Source organism: Streptomyces sp. CA-179760, from assembly GCF_050937045.1.
GTDB lineage: Bacteria > Actinomycetota > Actinomycetes > Streptomycetales > Streptomycetaceae > Streptomyces.
Map to the genome: position 1 here is coordinate 6,209,035 of NZ_JBNJLZ010000001.1, position 16,736 is coordinate 6,225,770.

The window sequence follows — 16,736 nt, forward strand, 5'->3', positions numbered from 1 at the left end:
AGATTCGCTTCCACTCCCGACCGTTCCCCCCACCCAGGAAGGCAATGAGATGCCTCAGACATCCGTCGACAGCGCGACCGTGCACTACCGCACCGAGGGCCAGGGCCCCGGTCTGCTCCTGGTGCACGGCACCGGCGCCACCGGCGAGGCCAACTACGGTCACCTGGTCGAGGAGTTCACCGACCGGCGCACCGTGATCCTTCCCGACTACGCGGGCAGCGGCGGGACCGTCGACGACGGCAGCCCGCTGTCGCTGGAGCGGCTCGCCGACCAGGTGCTCGGTGCCGCCGACGAGGCGACCGACGAACCCGTCGACGTCGTGGGCTTCTCGCTCGGCGCGCTCATCGCGGTGATGGCCGCGGCCCGCCGCCCCGAGCGGGTCCGCCGGCTGGTGCTGGTGGCCGGCTGGGCGCGCAACGACGACCTGCGCAAGCGCCTGGGCTTCACCGTCTGGCGCCGGCTGGCCGACCTCAGCCCGGAGCTGTACTCGCACTACATCAGCCTGCTGCTCTTCACCCCGGGCTTCCTTGCGAACCTGGACGAGGAGGGCTTCGACGCGGCCGTGGGCGGCGCCGAGGTCAACGAGGGCACGCTGCGGCAGATCGAACTCGGCCTGGACGCCGACATCCGGGAGCTGCTGCCGAAGATCGGTGTTCCCACGCTGGTGGTCGGCTGCCGTCACGACCAGCTCGTGCCCGTCGACCACTCCCGCGAGCTGCACGAGTCGATCCCGGGCAGTGACTACCTGGAGATCGAGAGCGGTCACCTGGTGCCGGCCGAGGCGCCGGAGGAACTGGTGAACGCCATCCGCAAGTTCCTGGACTGACCCGGACGCCACGGACCTCTCGGGGCGGCCGGCCGTAAGCCCACCGCCCGCCGCTCCCCGGTGACCCGCCCCCACCGGCTCGTCTCGCCCCGGCCCGGACCGGCCGACCACCTCCCGCCGTCGCCCGGCCCTCTCGGCTGCCCGCCCTCATCGCCGGCCTCCTGGCTGAGCTGCCCCGGCCCGGTGGTTTCGGTCCGGTCCCGGCCGGCCGTACGCCCACCGCCTGCCCTTCCGGCTGAACAGCCCTGGCTCGCCCCGCCCATCCGGCCCCGGCCCCGGCAGGCCTCCTGAGGCCGCCCCCTGAGGCCGCCCCTCGGGCCGTCGCCCTGACCCGCCCCGGGCCACTGCCACCGCTCCAGCCACCGCTCCAGCCGCAGCCGCAGCCACCGCTCCAGCCGCAGCCGCAGCACAGCCCAGCCCCAAGCCCTGCCCGTCGTGCGCTCGTCGAGCCCGTCCAGTCAAGGAAAGCCCGCCCATGGCCACACCCCAGACCGCCCCGACCGAGCTCATACCGCCGCCGCCTCCGGCACCCAGACGCGAAGGACCCGCCGGCACGGAACCCGTCGGCGCAGCGCCGGCCGGCGCCGACGCACCACGGGTCGGCGGTCCGGCGGTCCGGCTGCCCTCCCTGACGGGCATGCGGTTCCCGGCGGCCCTGCTCGTCTTCCTGTTCCACCTCTCCCTGCCCGCCCACTGGCTCATGGCCGGCGACGCGAACGACACCCTCTTCGCGCGCATGGTCGAGCAGGCCGGCGGCCTGGGCGTCACGTTCTTCTTCCTCCTCAGCGGCTTCGTCCTCGCCTGGTCCGCCCGCGACGGGGACCCGCGGACCTCGTTCTGGCGCCGGCGGTACGTCAAGATCGTGCCCAACTACGTCGTCGCCTGGGCGCTCGCGATGCTGCTGATCGCGGCCGGTACCGCTCCGTGGCAGTCGGCGGCCACCTTCTTCATGCTCCAGTCCTGGGTGCCGGACTACGCCACCAACTTCGCCGTGAACTCCCCGGGCTGGTCGCTGTCCACCGAGGTCTTCTTCTACCTCTGCTTCCCGCTCCTCTTCGCCGGCGTCCGGCGGATCGCCCCGCAGCGGCTGAAGTTCTGGATCGCGGGTGTCATCGCCGCCGTGTGCGCCACGCCCTGGCTGGCCACCACCTTCATTCCGCCCGGCGACGTCTACATGTCGAACGAGCCCGGTGTCTCCGGTCTCCACCTCTGGTTCGCCTACGTCTTCCCGCCCGCCCGGCTGCTCGACTTCCTGCTCGGCATCCTGGTCGCCCGCGCCGTCATGCTGGGCCGCTGGCGCGACATCGGCCTCGTCCCCTCCGGCCTGCTGCTTGCGGCGAGCTATGCGATCGCCGAACTCCCCGGCGTGCCGTACCTGTTCGCCCAGCGCGCGGTGTGCCTCGTACCCTGCGCCCTGCTGATCGCGGCCGGAGCGCTGGCGGACGCGTCGGGCCGGCCCACTCCCTTCCGGCATCGCGCGATGGTCTGGCTCGGCGAGGTCTCCTTCGCCTTCTACCTGCTCCACTTCATCGTGCTCTCCGAGGCGCGCGACCTCTTCGGCGCCCGCCTGGAGTCCGGCTGGGCCGTGACCGCCTTCGTCGTCGCCGAGTGCGCCGTGTCGGTCCTGGTCTCCTGGGCGATGTACGCCTGGGTGGAGAAGCCGCTGGTACGCCGCTGGGCCCGCCCCCGGGCCAAGGCACCCGCCGCCACGGTCGCCTGACCGGCCGCCACCCCCGGGCCCGGCGGCCACCCGCTGTCCCTCCCGCACGACTCGAAGGTGCACACTCATGCCGTTCCGACTCGCCGCCCTGATCCTCGCGATCTTCTGTGTCGGCACCGCGGAGCTGTCACCCAGCGGCATGCTGGACGATCTCTCCGCCGACCTCACCGTGAGCCTGGCCATGGCCGGCCTGCTGGTGACCGCCTACGCGCTGACGATGGTGGTCGGCGGCCCGCTGGTCACCGCGCTCACCACCCGCGTACGCCGCAAGACGCTGCTGGTGGGCCTGCTGGCCGTCTTCGTCCTGGGCAACGTCGTCTGCGCCCTGGCGCCGGGCTTCGGCGTGCTGATGGCCGGCCGGGTCCTGACCGCGGTGGTGCACGGCACCTTCATGGCGGTGTGCGTCGTCACCGCTGGCGCCATGGTGGGGGAGGGCAAGAGCGGGGCCGCCATCGCCGCCACCCAGCTCGGGATCAACCTCGCCACCGTCCTCGGCGTCCCCATGGGCTCCTTCCTCGCCCAGCACTACGACTGGCGGGCCCCGTTCGGCATCGTCGCGGCGCTGGCCTCGGTGGCCGTCGTCCTCGTCCTCGCCTGGGTGCCCGACACCCCCGCCCCGACCGTGACGGCGGCTCATGAGGCACGGGTGTTCCGCCGCCCGGCCGTCTGGGGCACGGTGGGCGCCACCGTGCTGTGCTCCGGCGGCATGTTCACCCTGATCACCTACATGGTGCCGCTGCTGACCGGCGTGGGCCGGCTCTCCCGGCAGTGGGTGCCCGCCGTGCTCCTCGCCTACGGAGTGGGCTCCATCGTGGGCAACCTGCTCGGTGGGCGGTACGCGGACCGCGGCGTCGACCGGGCCGTGGGACAGCTGTCCTGGGCGCTGGTGGCCGTCTGCCTGCTCGCCTGGCTCCTCGCCCCCACCCGGCCGGCGGCGCCCTCGCCCTCGTGCTGTTCTCGCTCGCCACCTTCGCCCTGATCCCCGGCCTCCAGGCCAAGGTGCTGGCCGAGGCGGCCGACGCGCCCACGCTGTCCCTGACCGCCAACATGTCCGCCTTCGGGCTCGGCGCCGCGCTCGGTTCGTGGATCGGCGGTCTCCTCATCGACTCCGGCTTCGGCACCCGTGCCGTGCCCCTCGGCGCCGCCGCCCTCACCGCCGCGGGCGCGCTGCTCGTGCTCGGCCTGGCCCGCGCGGCCCGCCGCGCTCCGGCCGACCGCACGCCGGACCCCCTTCCCCTCGCCGTCCCCACCCCCGAGAGGTGACCCCGTGGTGACCACACCGCACGACGCCCCCTCCAGACGCCCGGCACCCCTGCCCTCGCTGACCGGCCTGCGGTTCATCGCGGCGGTCCTGGTCTTCTTCTTCCACTCCTCCTTCTTCGAGCCCCTGACGAACCCCTTCGCGGACCGCGGCCAGGCCGAGGCATTCCAGTGGCTGTTCAGCAAGGCGGGCTGGATGGGGGTGTCCTTCTTCTTCGTGCTGAGCGGCTTCGTGCTGACCTGGTCGAGCAGGCGGGACGACACGGTCGTGGCGTTCTGGCGCCGCCGGCTGCTCAAGATCTTTCCCAACCATCTCGCCATGTGGGCCCTGGCGATGGTGCTCTTCGCCGGGGCGGCGACCCCGCTCACCGCGTGGCTGCCGAACCTCTTCCTGATCCACTCGTGGTTCCCGCAGCACGGCATCTACATCAGCGTCAACGCACCGAGCTGGTCGCTCTGCAGCGAGCTGCTGTTCTACCTGCTCTTCCCCTTCCTCATCAGGCCGGTGCGGCGCATCCGTACGGAGCGGCTGTGGGCCTGGGCCGGTGCCATGGTGGCGGGCATGGTGGCCCTCGAAGCCGCCGTCGACCTGCTGGTCCCGGCGCAGCCGCGCACCCCCGAGGGATTCCCCATCTCCTCCCTCCAGTTCTGGCTCGGCTACAACTTCCCCCCTGGCCGCCTGTTCGAGTTCGTCCTCGGCATGCTGCTCGCCCGGCTGGTCCTCGCGGGCCGGTTCCCCCGCGTACCGCTCGCCGGTGCGCTCGCGCTGGCCGTGGCCGGCTACGCGCTCGCGCTGAACGTGCCGTTCCTGTACGGGTTCACCGTGGCCACCGTCGTCCCGGTCGGTGTGCTGGTGTGCGCGGTGGCCATGGCCGACATCCGCGGCGAGCGCACGCTGCTGAGCGGCCGCGTGATGCGCTGGCTGGGGGAGGTGTCCTTCGGCTTCTACCTCGCGCAGTACGTGGTCCTCTACTACGGCCGGACCCACGTACTGCACAACGCGACCTACGGCCTGGCCGGCGGCGTGCTCGAACTGCTCGTCCTGCTGCTGGTCACGCTAGCCCTGGGCTGGCTGGTGATGGTGTGCGTGGAACGCCCCGTCATGCGCCGGTGGGCCCGGCCCCGCGGGCGCACGCCCCGGACACCGTCCGAACCGGTCCTCGTGTCGCCGCCCGCGGCGACCCGCACCGGGCCGGCCCGAGTACCGGCCGGGGACAGCGCCGGGGACAGCGCAGCCGAGCCGGTACCCACGGCCTGAGGCGGGCTCCGGTCTCGGCGGTGTGTCAGAGGCGGACGGCGCGGGAGTCGCTCTCCGCCGGGGCGGAGCGCAGTTCCCGCAGCCCCCGGGAGAGCGCGATCAGGCCGGCCAAGTCGCTCTCGTAGCCGGCGTCGTGACCGTCCCCCGGGGCCACGAAGACCGCGGGTTCCGGTGTCGCGGCAGCGGCGAGGTCCGCCTCACCGCGCAGCCGCAGCGACCGGTCGACCAGGCGCACCAGGTCCGGCCCGGCCGCCGGCATGCCCGTCTCCCCGGGCTGCTCTCCGGCCTTCTCCCCGGCCGTCTCTCCGATCTGATCTCCGGCAGCCTCCCGTGCGGCGCGGTGCAGATAGGGGCTGAGCCGGGTGAGCCCGTCCCGGCACTCCACATACCTGCGGTACACGGCCGAGGTGTAGTCCAGGAGCGGCAGCCACCGACGGCCCCGGCGCTGCTCCAGGACCAGCTCCGGATAGAAGTCCACGAGCCGCCGCCACAGCTCTTCCAGCTCACGGAACCGGGCCCGCTGGACAGAGCGCTCCCGCAGGAACTGAGCGGCGCTGGCGAAGGCCGGCAGACTCAGCCCGGCGCACACCGCGATGGTGGCCACCTGGCCGGACAAAAAGATGTTCGGGTAGGTGAAGTGATGCCCGAAGCCACGGCAGGCAGGGCAGTTGACCCACAGGATCCGCAGGACGCAGCTGAGGGAGAGCCCGAGGAGACCCGCGGAGACGGTGCCCAGGGACGCCCGGAGCAGCGGCCGGCGACTGCTCCGGGCGTGCCGCGCGGCGAGCACGGCGCACGTGGTGTAGCCGAAGACCAGGTAGAGGCCGCCGATGTCGTAGAACGCGCGCACCTGCCAGTGGTCCAGGTACGGCAGCGTGAAGGTGTGGTCGCGCAGGTCCGGCGGCATCAGCGCGGTCACGCCGGCCATGGCGGTCAGGCAGAGGAGGCAGAGCACCACCTCCCACCTGCGCCACAGCGGCCGGCGCCGCTCGCACAGGAAGCCGACCATGAGGCCCAGCCCGGTCAGGATCGCCACGTTGTACGCGAGCTTCGTGAAGCCGGTGAAGGCGAGGCCGTCCAGCGCCGCCGGATCGGACAGCTGGGCCGGCACGTTTCCCGCGGCCAGCAGGAAGAGCGACAGGCACAGACGCACCCGCATGGGGGCACGGAAGCGCTGCCGGATCAGCAGCGGAAGCGTCCACGCCGTGCCACCGAGCAGCGTCACGATGGCCAGCAGATTCACGAAGTCCTTCACAGCGGCCCGCCCACGGGAGCACGGCCGCGGCATTCCCGTCTCCGGTGACGCCGGACGCACGAGGTGCCCCCGCGCCCCGTCCTTCGGCCGAACACACGTCCCCCTTGTTGCCGCCCCGCCTTGCGGCCGCACACACCCGACCCCGTTCACCGGCGCCGACCAGATGCCGCCGATCACCTGCGCCCCGATCCGGACGGCAGGCCTCAGGCAAGCTACGGCGCCCCGGTAGCGAAGAGCAAACCCACCGTGATCACCACCCCGACGCCCCGGCCGGGAGGGGCGCCCCTCGCCGCGCGGTCTCCTGCGGCAGGATGGATTCATGGCGAACCGACTGGCCCATGAGACCTCTCCCTACCTGCTCCAGCACGCGGACAACCCGGTCGACTGGTGGCCGTGGTCACCTGAGGCGTTCGAGGAGGCGCGGCGGCGGGACGTGCCGGTGCTGCTGAGCGTCGGGTACAGCTCGTGCCACTGGTGCCATGTCATGGCCCACGAGTCCTTCGAGGACCAGCAGACCGCCGAGTACCTCAATGCCCACTACGTGAGCGTCAAGGTCGACCGCGAAGAGCGCCCCGACGTGGACGCCGTCTACATGGAGGCCGTACAGGCGGCGACGGGGCAGGGCGGCTGGCCCATGACCGTGATTCTGACGCCGGACGCGGAGCCGTTCTACTTCGGTACGTACTTCCCGCCCTCGCCCCGCCAGGGCATGCCCTCCTTCCGGCAGGTGCTCCAAGGCGTGCACCAGGCGTGGGACGAGCGGCGGGACGAGGTCACCGAGGTCGCGGGGAAGATCGTCCGGGATCTGGCGGGCCGGGAGATCTCCTACGGGGACGACCGGACCCCCGGTGAGGAGGAACTCGCGCAGGCGCTGCTCGGGCTCACCCGGGAGTACGACCCGCAGCGCGGCGGATTCGGCGGGGCGCCGAAGTTCCCGCCGTCCATGGTGCTGGAGTTCCTGCTGCGGCATCACGCGCGCACCGGCGCCGAGGGCGCCCTGCAGATGGCGTCCGACACCTGCGAACGCATGGCCCGGGGCGGCATCTACGACCAGCTCGGTGGCGGCTTCGCCCGCTACTCCGTCGACCGCGACTGGGTCGTGCCGCACTTCGAGAAGATGCTGTACGACAACGCCCTGCTGTGCCGCGTGTACGCCCACCTCTGGCGTGCCACCGGCTCCGAGCTCGCCCGCCGGGTCGCGCTGGAGACCGCCGACTTCATGGTGCGCGAACTGCGGACGAACGAGGGCGGGTTCGCTTCCGCGCTGGACGCCGACAGCGACGACGGCACCGGCAAGCACGTCGAGGGCGCGTACTACGTGTGGACGCCCGAGCAGCTGCGTGAGGTGCTGGGGGAGCAGGACGCCGAGCTCGCCGCGCAGTACTTCGGTGTGACCGAAGAGGGCACCTTCGAAGAGGGCGCCTCCGTTCTGCAGCTGCCTCAGCAGCAGGAAGGGCTGTTCGACGCCGGGAAGATCGCCTCGGTGCGGGAGCGGCTGCTCGCGGCTCGGGCCGAGCGGTCCGTGCCCGGCCGGGACGACAAGGTCGTGGCCGCCTGGAACGGGCTCGCGATCGCCGCGCTCGCCGAGACCGGCGCCTACTTCGACCGGCCCGACCTCGTAGAGGCCGCCGTCGCCACCGCCGATCTCCTGGTCCGGCTGCACCTCGACGAGCAGGCCCGGCTCACCCGCACCAGCAAGGACGGCCACGCCGGCGCCAACGCGGGCGTACTGGAGGACTACGCCGATGTGGCGGAAGGCTTCCTCGCGCTCGCGTCCGTGACCGGTGAGGGCGTCTGGCTGGAGTTCGCCGGGTTCCTCCTCGACCACGTCCTGGTCCGCTTCGCCGACCCGGAGTCGGGCTCGCTGTACGACACCGCCGCCGACGCCGAGCAGCTCATCCGCCGCCCGCAGGACCCGACCGACAACGCCGCCCCGTCCGGCTGGACCGCGGCGGCGAACGCCCTGCTCGGCTATGCCGCTCACACCGGGTCCGAGCCCCACCGCACCGCCGCGGAGCGGGCGTTGGGTGTCGTCAAGGCGCTCGGGCCGCGCGTGCCCCGCTTCATCGGCTGGGGTCTCGCCGCGGCCGAGGCCGTGCTGGACGGGCCGCGTGAGGTCGCGATCGTGGGGCCGTCGCTCGATCACGAGGGCACGAGGACCTTGCACCGCACGGCACTTCTGGGCACCGCGCCGGGCGCGGTCGTCGCCGTCGGCGCTCCGGAGAGCGACGAGTTCCCGCTGCTCATGGACCGTCCGCTGGTCGGCGGTGATCCGGCCGCGTACGTCTGCCGTAACTTCACCTGTGATGCCCCGACGACCGAAGCCGAGAGGCTGCGTGCGGTGCTGAGCGACTGAAGTCGCAGCCCCTCAGGGGCGCGGGGAACTGCGCGACCAGCCACGACGGCCGCGCGGTTTCCCACGACGCTCAACCGTCAACGGCGCTCGAACCAAAACGCATCGCCTCCTCCACGATCAGCTCCAGCTGCTCGTGATGCGCGCCCTTCCAGTACGCCCGCCCGCACGTCGTGCACTGTGCGAACACGTCGTACGTCGCATGCGTCCCGTGCTTCAGCTGATCGGCGACCTCGTCCTTGGTCGCCTTGCGGAGCACCCCGTTACAGGCGGTGCACCGCGTCCAGGGAAGCAATACGGGCCGGAACCGGTCCAGGACGTCCCGGAGCTGCTCCTCGGGCCGCGTGCTGTACACGAACGCCCCCGCCCACAACTCCCGGCGCCGCAGCAACCCCCGGTCGCGGCTCAGCATCACCCGCTGCTCGGCGGCCGACAGCGCGGCCAGCGCCGGGTCGCCGATGTCGGTCGATTCATAGGCCGTGTCCACGCCGAGCAGCCGCAGCCGGCGGGCCAGCGTGCCGAGGTGCACGTCGAGGAGGAAACGCAGGGGAGCGCCCGGGACCTCCTGGGGGCGTGCGACGGTCCGTACGGTCACGGACTCGCCGGCGGCGGGGACGTGCGAGACGGGCACCTCGCGGCCGTCGACGACCAGGGCGCCCACCTCGGTCAGCGGCACGCCCAGCGACTCGATGACATGGCCGAGGCCGGCGACGCCGTCGGTGGCGGCCGGTACGGTGCCCGTACGCCCGGCCCGGGGGACGAACACATGCAGCTCGGGGGCGAACTCGACGTGGATCTCGGGACCGTTCACCCGGTCAGGATGACACGGCGGCGAGGCCGCAGCCTCAGGGTTTCCCGGTCGGCAGGCCGTGTTCCAGGACGTCGAGGGCGCGGTCGACGAGGTCCCGGATGTTCTCCCGGTGGCCGGTCTCGGCCCAGTAGTGGGAGACCTCCATCAGCCCGCCCATCACGGACATGGCGAAGACCCGTAGCTCCAGGCTGTCCGGGGCGAGACCGGAGCGCTCGGCGAGGGCCTCGCGGAGCTGCAGGCCGGTGGCCGCCGTGCTCTCGATCATGCGGGCCCGGACCGCGGGCACCTCGACCCCGAGCCGGGCCCGCAGCCGGGTCACCTCGGGCTCCTCGGCGAGGCTCAGGTCGAGCGCCTTGCGCATCACGTGCCTGAGGACGTCGGCCCACGACTCGTCCTCCGGCCGGGCCCGCAGCTCCGCCGTCATCAACGGGTCCCACTCGTCGGTGACGACGATGTCCTCCTTGGTCGGGAAGTAGCGGAAGACGGTCGACGGCGACACCTCGGCACGGTCGGCGATCTGCTCGATCGTCGTGGCGTCGTAGCCCTGCTCCTCGATCAGCGCGTAGGTCGCGCCGCGGATCGCCCGGCGGGTCTTGATCTTCTTCCGCTCCCGGAGTCCCAGCGGGGGCCGGTCCGAAGGGGTGGTGCGTGGGGCCGTCATGGCATGGAAGTAACTATCAAAAGCCAGCCGCTGTCAACTTGTCGGCCCGCTCCGTGCACGACGAAAACGGCCACGGCTGAAGAGCCGTGGCCGTGGAGGTCGAGGAGCGGTCTACCCGTGCTGGTACGCCACCAGTGAGATCCCCACGTAGTGCGTGATGAAGGCCGCCAGGGTGAAGGAGTGGAACACCTCGTGGAAGCCGAACCAGCGCGGTGACGGGTTGGGCTTCTTGATGCCGTAGACCACGCCGCCCGCGCTGTAGAGCAGGCCGCCGACGATGACCAGGACGAGGACGGCGATGCCGCCGGTCCGCATGAAGTCCGGCAGGTAGAAGACGGCCGCCCAGCCCATCGCGATGTAGCACGGGGTGTACAGCCAGCGCGGGGCGCCGACCCAGAAGACGCGGAAGACGATGCCGGCCGCCGCCGCTCCCCAGACGCCCCACAGCAGCCACTGCCCCTTGGCCCCGGGCAGGAGCAGCATGGTCAGCGGTGTGTACGTGCCCGCGATGATCAGGAAGATGTTGGCGTGATCCAGACGGCGCAGAACGCCGTCCATGCGCGGACTCCAGTTGCCCCGGTGGTACAACGCGCTCACGCCGAAGAGCAGGCACGCCGTCAGTACGTAGATACCGCAGGCGATGCGTCCTCTGGACGAGTCGGCGAGGGCGGTGAGCACCAGGCCCGCGACGAGAACGGCGGGAAACATGCCGAGGTGCAGCCAGCCGCGCAGCTTGGGCTTCACCGGGTGCGGCAGGGAGAGCGCCACCGGGCCACGGCCGTCGGCCGGCGTATCCGAGGGCGCGTCGGGGACGAACGCAGTCATGGCCGAATGGTAGCTACGGAACCGTAAGTGGCCCATCAGCCGGGTCGATTGGCCGATGAAGAGTGGCCATCCTCTCACCGACGCTCGACACTGATTACGCAAACGGACGGTCACGTGCACCCAACGTGAACGCAAAGCGGACACCAGAAACCGTGGCGATCCTCACGTTGCTCACCTGTGCGCTCCTCTGGACAGATGGGCGCGGACGTCGGATGATCAAATGAGTGCGGTCGGCACCGGATGAGCGCCAGGTCTCACCGTGAAGCATCCGGGTCGCAGCCCCCACGGGGCCTCCACATCAACAAATAAACCCTCATTTAGGAGCAATCGTGGCGCGCGACATCGCGGCTCCCACCGTCCCCACCACTCACCAGGGGCTGATCTCGTGGGTGAACGAGATCGCCGAGCTGACCCAGCCGGACAATGTGGTCTGGTGTGACGGATCCGAGGCCGAGTACGAGCGCCTGTGCGGGGAGCTCGTCCAGAAGGGCACCTTCCGGAAACTCGACCCGATCAAGCGCCCCCACTCCTACTACGCGGCCTCCGACCCCACCGACGTCGCCCGCGTGGAGGACCGGACGTTCATCTGCTCCGAGAAGGAGCAGGACGCCGGCCCGACCAACCACTGGAAGGCCCCCGCCGAGATGCGGGAGATCTTCCAGGGCGCCGGCGGCCAGGGCGGCCTGTTCCGCGGCTCGATGCGCGGCCGGACGATGTACGTCGTGCCCTTCTGCATGGGCCCGCTCGGCTCGCCGCTCTCCGCGCTCGGCGTCGAGATCACCGACTCGGCGTACGTCGCTGTCGCCATGCGCACGATGACGCGCATGGGCCAGGCGGTCCTGGACGAGCTCGGCTCCGACGGCTTCTTCGTCAAGGCCGTGCACACCCTGGGTGCCCCGCTGGAGCCCGGCCAGGAGGATGTCCCCTGGCCCTGCAACCAGACCAAGTACATCTCGCACTTCCCCGAGGACCGCGAGATCTGGTCCTTCGGCTCCGGCTACGGCGGCAACGCCCTGCTCGGCAAGAAGTGCTACGCCCTGCGCATCGCCTCCGTCATGGCGCGTGACGAGGGCTGGCTGGCCGAGCACATGCTGGTCCTCAAGCTCACCCCGCCGCGCGGCGAGGCCAAGTACGTCGCCGCGGCCTTCCCGAGCGCCTGCGGCAAGACCAACCTCGCCATGCTGGAGCCGACCGTCCCCGGCTGGACGGTCGAGACCATCGGCGACGACATCGCCTGGATGCGCTTCGGCGAGGACGGCCGGCTCTACGCCATCAACCCCGAGGCCGGCTTCTTCGGTGTCGCCCCCGGCACCGGCGAGCACACCAACGCCAACGCGATGAAGACGCTCTGGGGCAACTCCGTCTTCACCAACGTCGCCCTCACCGACGACGGCGACATCTGGTGGGAGGGCATGACGGAGGAGACTCCGGCCCACCTGACGGACTGGAAGGGCAACGACTGGACCCCCGAGTCCGGCGTCCCGGCCGCGCACCCCAACGCCCGCTTCACCGTCCCGGCCTCGCAGTGCCCGATCATCGCGCCGGAGTGGGAGGACCCCAAGGGCGTGCCGATCTCGGCGATCCTCTTCGGCGGCCGCCGCGCCACCGCCGTACCGCTGGTGACGGAGTCCTTCGACTGGAACCACGGCGTCTTCCTCGGCGCCAACGTGGCCTCCGAGAAGACCGCCGCCGCCGAGGGCAAGGTCGGCGAGCTGCGCCGCGACCCGTTCGCGATGCTGCCGTTCTGCGGCTACAACATGGGCGACTACATGGCCCACTGGGTCGACGTGGCCAAGGACAAGGACCAGTCCAAGCTGCCGAAGATCTACTACGTCAACTGGTTCCGCAAGGACGACCAGGGCAAGTTCGTGTGGCCCGGCTTCGGCGAGAACGCCCGTGTCCTGAAGTGGATCGTGGGGCGTCTGGACGGCACGGCCGAGGGTGTCGAGTCGCCGATCGGTGTCCTGCCGGCGAAGGGCGCCCTCGACACGGACGGCCTCGAGCTGTCCGACGCCGACCTGGACTTCCTGCTCACTGTCGACAAGGAGGTCTGGCGCGAGGAGGCCGCCCTGGTCCCCGAGCACCTCAACACCTTCGGCGACCACACGCCGAAGGAACTGTGGGACGAGTACCACGCGCTGGTGAAGCGCCTGGGCTGAGACCCGCACCCAAGACTCCGCGGCCGGTCTACCGAGAGAGCCCTGACCAGCAACATCGTCACGGCCGGCCGCGGTGACAGCACCATCGGAGGCAGGGGTTCGCACAACGGCGTGCGAGCCCCTGCCTCCGTCGTTCCCGTCGCGCCCCCTTGCTCACGGAATCTTCACGCCTGTTACATGCTCTGCAGGCGGCCCGCCGGTCCCGGTGGGGCTCTCAGAACAGCCTGTGGGGGGCACGGTTGAATACCGCACACCGTTCCAGACGGCTCGCTGACGACATCCCCCGCACCTACCGCGACGTGACCTGCACGGTCACGTGGCCGGGCGATGATCTGCACGAGGCCTCAACAGCGTCAGCGGAGGTCTACGTCAGACGCTGACCGACCTTTTCAGGGGCGCGGGGAACTGCGCGACAAGCCACACTGAGCCCGCACTCGCCCACAAGCTATGGCTCCCGGCCCGCGCGTCGCTGCGGGTGCGCGCGGACCGGGGCCGTTGATGGGAGCCCGTAAAGGGCTCAGTGGGACGCGAGTGTGCGCGGATCCAGCGCCGCCGTATGGGCGTCCATGCACTCGGCGGCAAGGATGGCGGCAGCCGTATCGGCACGCGACGCGGCCACGACCAGCGCACGCCCCGCCAGGGCATGCGCCCGCCGGTGGAGCGCCACGGCGCTCCGCTCTCGCCGGCCCCTGGCCGCGCGGATCGGCGTGCGTCCACCCCGAAGCCGGGCCACCTGCTCCGTGAGCCGCTCCGCCAAGGCGTCCAGGTCAGCAGACGGTGCTGCCGCGCGCAGTTCGTCCGTGACGGCGAGCAGCGCGGCGAGATGGCCCGCGAGCTGGATGTCCAGCTCTTCCTCACGCGATCGGTGGGGGAAGTCGGCGGTGGTGCCGGCCATCGTGCTGTGGACCGACTTGGCGCGGATCGGTTCGTACATGGGACGGCCTCCTGAGTGCTTCAGGAAGCCATCCTAGCTTAGATTTCGTCTAAAGTTGAGTTGTTCACAAAACCGGACCGGTTGCACACACAGTGTGAGCGGGGCTCCGGTCAGGGCTGGCTGTAGCCGTCCAGGAAGTGCCCGATCCGGCTCATCGCGTCCCGCAGGTCACCGACCGACGGCAGGGTCACCACCCGGAAGTGGTCCGGCTCCGGCCAGTTGAAGCCGGTGCCCTGGACGACCATGATCTTCTCGCGCCGGAGCAGGTCCAGGACCATGCGCCGGTCGTCCTTGATCTTGAAGACCTTGGGGTCGAGGCGTGGGAAGAGATACAGCGCGCCCTTCGGCTTCACGCAGGTCACGCCCGGGATCTGGGTCAGCAGCTCGTATGCCACGTCCCGCTGCTCGCGCAGCCGGCCGCCCGGAAGGACCAGGTCGTTGATCGTCTGGCGTCCGCTGAGCGCCGCGACCACGCCGTGCTGGCCCGGCATGTTCGCGCACAGCCGCATGTTCGCGAGGATCGTCAGGCCCTCGATGTAGGAATCGGCGTGTGCGCGCGGCCCGGAGATCGACATCCAGCCGACCCGGTAGCCGGCGACCCGGTACGCCTTCGACATGCCGTTGAAGGTGAGGGTGAGCAGATCAGGGGCGACAGCGGCGGTAGGGGTGTGCGTGGCCTCGTCGTAGAGGATCTTGTCGTAGATCTCGTCGGAGCAGACCAGCAGGTTGTGGCGGCGGGCGATGTCGGTGAGCCCCTTGATCATCGCCTCGTCGTAGACGGCCCCGGTCGGGTTGTTGGGGTTGATGATCACGATCGCCTTGGTGCGGTCGGTGACCTTGCGCTCGATGTCGGCCAGGTCCGGCATCCAGTCGGCCTGTTCATCGCACCGGTAGTGCACGGCGGTGCCGCCGGACAGGGAGACGGCGGCGGTCCACAGCGGGTAGTCGGGCGCCGGTACGAGCACCTCGTCGCCGTCGTCGAGCAGCCCCTGCATCGCCATCACGATCAGCTCGGAGACGCCGTTGCCGATGAAGACGTGCTCGACGTCCGTCTCGATGCCGAGGGTCTGGTTGTGCATGACGACGGCGCGGCGTGCGGCCAGCAGTCCCTTGGCGTCCCCGTACCCGTGGGCCGTGGACACGTTCCGGAGGACGTCCTCCAGGATCTCGGGCGGACACTCGAAGCCGAACGCGGCCGGGTTGCCGGTGTTGAGCTTGAGGATGCGATGACCAGCTGCTTCCAGCCGCATCGCCTCCTCGAGCACCGGGCCCCGGATCTCGTAACAGACGTTGGCGAGCTTGGTCGACTGGATCACCTGCATGTCAGGGAGCTTACGGCCCGGTAATGCCCCGCGGGTCGTGTTTTCCGCCACGTGAGACGCGCCGGTTTGGCGCGATATCGCCATACGCAGCCTCATTGGCCTCAGGGGCCCCGGCCGTGTGTGGTGCGGCGGAGTAGGCCAAAGGGGCGACGGGTGCTCAGTTCCCCGCACCTCCGGAGAGAGGCGCCGGTACCCGGGCAAAGATTGACGAACGCCGGAAGCGGCCGCCAAGTCACCCAACCCGGCCCCCCAAGTTCCCGGCAGGTCACGGCGGTTGCGTAGGGTCGGCGCGGAAGCCGAGGGGCCCGTTGTGAAACAGGTTCTTGTGCCGCCCGCCTTGCGACGATCACAATGCGCATGACAACACTGCGGGCGGCCGGAAGTTTTCCGGCCGCCTCCGTCGCAAGAGGGGACCCCCCATGAGAAAACCTCTCGCCGCCGCGTTCTTCGCCCTGGCGATAGCCGGGGCCGGCGCGGCTCCCGCGACCGCTGCCGAAGCTGGCCCCCAGGGCTTCGGCAAGGCCGCGGAAGCGGGCAAGGTCACGTCCGCCGTCTCCGACGTGGTCACGTCCGCAACGGACGCCCTGTCCGGGCTCCGTGGCCCGTCGGCCAAGGCCGTGAACTTCGCCGGCACCGTCGCGCTCAGCAACTGCTCCGGATCCGTCGTCCGCATGCCGGACTCCGAGGACAACGACCCGGCGCTGGTGATGACCAACGGCCACTGTCTGGACGGCGGCATGCCCGGGCCCGGCGAGGTCCGCGTCGACCAGGCCTCCAGCCGTACCTTCGGCCTGCTCAACTCCTCCGGCTCGCGCGTGGCCACCCTGCGCGCCGCCAAGCTCGCGTACGGCACGATGACCGACACGGACGTCGCGTTCTACCAGCTCACCACCACGTACGGGCAGATCAAGAGCTCGTACGGCATCAACGCGCTGACGCTGAACGACGCGCACCCGGTCGCGGGCACCGCCATCAGCATCCCCTCGGGCTACTGGAAGCGGATCTACAGCTGCGACATCGACGGGTTCGCGCACACCCTGAAGGAAGGCGACTGGACCTTCAAGGACTCGGTCCGTTACACCTCCGCCTGCAACACCATCGGCGGCACGTCCGGCTCGCCCGTCGTCGACCAGGCCACCGGCAAGGTCGTCGCGATCAACAACACCGGCAACGAGGACGGCGAGCGCTGCACGGTGAACAACCCCTGTGAGGTCGACGCGAACGGCAACGTGACCGTCCGCAAGGGCATCAACTACGCCCAGCAGACCTACCAGATCCCGGCCTGCTTCGGCGTCGACAACAAGCTCGACCTGAGCGCGAGCGGCTGCACCCTGCCCAAGCCGTAAGGCAGG

The 16,736-nt window shown here is 70.8% G+C and carries 14 protein-coding genes; 8 read left to right on the top strand and 6 right to left on the bottom strand.

Annotation, left to right across the window (positions count from 1 at the left end; translation table 11 throughout):
* Nucleotides 1-49 precede the first annotated feature (49 nt).
* The 5 genes from ACQEV8_RS28360 (at nucleotide 50) to ACQEV8_RS28380 (ending at nucleotide 5,064) form a co-directional block, all read left to right on the top strand.
* Entirely contained in the window at nucleotides 50-826 is a 777-nt protein-coding gene (locus ACQEV8_RS28360) for an alpha/beta fold hydrolase (protein WP_432965736.1), read from the top strand.
* 475 nt (nucleotides 827-1,301) lie between these two features.
* Complete coding sequence (locus ACQEV8_RS28365; protein WP_432965739.1) at nucleotides 1,302-2,546, top strand: acyltransferase family protein; 1,245 nt, start codon at nucleotides 1,302-1,304, stop codon at nucleotides 2,544-2,546.
* A gap of 67 nt (nucleotides 2,547-2,613) precedes the next feature.
* Nucleotides 2,614-3,525 (top strand): MFS transporter, encoded by a 912-nt coding sequence (locus ACQEV8_RS28370; protein ID WP_432965742.1) that lies wholly within the window; start codon nucleotides 2,614-2,616, stop codon nucleotides 3,523-3,525.
* Complete coding sequence (locus ACQEV8_RS28375; protein WP_432965745.1) at nucleotides 3,495-3,809, top strand: hypothetical protein; 315 nt, start codon at nucleotides 3,495-3,497, stop codon at nucleotides 3,807-3,809. Before ACQEV8_RS28370 ends, ACQEV8_RS28375 begins: the two co-directional genes overlap by 31 nt.
* A 7-nt stretch (nucleotides 3,810-3,816) precedes the next feature.
* On the top strand, nucleotides 3,817-5,064 hold the full coding sequence (locus ACQEV8_RS28380; protein WP_432965748.1) for an acyltransferase family protein: 1,248 nt from the start codon (nucleotides 3,817-3,819) through the stop codon (nucleotides 5,062-5,064).
* Between the two features lie 25 nt (nucleotides 5,065-5,089).
* Here ACQEV8_RS28380 and ACQEV8_RS28385 read toward each other — a convergent pair whose 3' ends face one another.
* A complete protein-coding gene (locus ACQEV8_RS28385; RefSeq protein ID WP_432965751.1) occupies nucleotides 5,090-6,307 on the bottom strand; it encodes an MAB_1171c family putative transporter in 1,218 nt (405 codons plus the stop codon).
* Nucleotides 6,308-6,638: 331 nt separating this feature from the next.
* On the opposite strand from ACQEV8_RS28385, the gene ACQEV8_RS28390 reads away from it, so the two are divergent.
* On the top strand, nucleotides 6,639-8,675 hold the full coding sequence (locus ACQEV8_RS28390) for a thioredoxin domain-containing protein (RefSeq protein ID WP_432965754.1): 2,037 nt from the start codon (nucleotides 6,639-6,641) through the stop codon (nucleotides 8,673-8,675).
* Nucleotides 8,676-8,745: 70 nt separating this feature from the next.
* Here ACQEV8_RS28390 and ACQEV8_RS28395 read toward each other — a convergent pair whose 3' ends face one another.
* From ACQEV8_RS28395 to trhA, 3 genes are all read right to left on the bottom strand, one after another.
* The gene (locus tag ACQEV8_RS28395) at nucleotides 8,746-9,483 is read right to left on the bottom strand and encodes a Mut7-C RNAse domain-containing protein (protein WP_432965757.1); all 738 of its coding nucleotides are present in this window, start codon (nucleotides 9,481-9,483) and stop codon (nucleotides 8,746-8,748) included.
* Between the two features lie 34 nt (nucleotides 9,484-9,517).
* Nucleotides 9,518-10,144, bottom strand: coding sequence for a TetR/AcrR family transcriptional regulator (locus tag ACQEV8_RS28400; RefSeq protein WP_432965760.1), 627 nt, complete (start codon nucleotides 10,142-10,144; stop codon nucleotides 9,518-9,520).
* A gap of 111 nt (nucleotides 10,145-10,255) precedes the next feature.
* Entirely contained in the window at nucleotides 10,256-10,969 is a 714-nt protein-coding gene (gene trhA, locus ACQEV8_RS28405; RefSeq protein ID WP_432965763.1) for a PAQR family membrane homeostasis protein TrhA, read from the bottom strand.
* 329 nt (nucleotides 10,970-11,298) lie between these two features.
* Here trhA and ACQEV8_RS28410 point away from each other — a divergent pair, with 329 nt between their 5' ends.
* Nucleotides 11,299-13,128, top strand: a complete 1,830-nt coding sequence (locus tag ACQEV8_RS28410; protein ID WP_432965766.1) for a phosphoenolpyruvate carboxykinase (GTP) — start codon at nucleotides 11,299-11,301, stop codon at nucleotides 13,126-13,128.
* Between the two features lie 517 nt (nucleotides 13,129-13,645).
* Here ACQEV8_RS28410 and ACQEV8_RS28415 read toward each other — a convergent pair.
* Both ACQEV8_RS28415 and ACQEV8_RS28420 read right to left on the bottom strand, forming a co-directional pair.
* Nucleotides 13,646-14,062, bottom strand: a complete 417-nt coding sequence (locus tag ACQEV8_RS28415; RefSeq protein ID WP_432965769.1) for a hypothetical protein — start codon at nucleotides 14,060-14,062, stop codon at nucleotides 13,646-13,648.
* 110 nt (nucleotides 14,063-14,172) lie between these two features.
* Nucleotides 14,173-15,384, bottom strand: coding sequence for a pyridoxal phosphate-dependent aminotransferase (locus ACQEV8_RS28420; RefSeq protein ID WP_432965772.1), 1,212 nt, complete (start codon nucleotides 15,382-15,384; stop codon nucleotides 14,173-14,175).
* Between the two features lie 419 nt (nucleotides 15,385-15,803).
* On the opposite strand from ACQEV8_RS28420, the gene ACQEV8_RS28425 reads away from it, so the two are divergent.
* A complete protein-coding gene (locus ACQEV8_RS28425; RefSeq protein WP_432965775.1) occupies nucleotides 15,804-16,730 on the top strand; it encodes a S1 family peptidase in 927 nt (308 codons plus the stop codon).
* Nucleotides 16,731-16,736 lie beyond the last annotated feature (6 nt).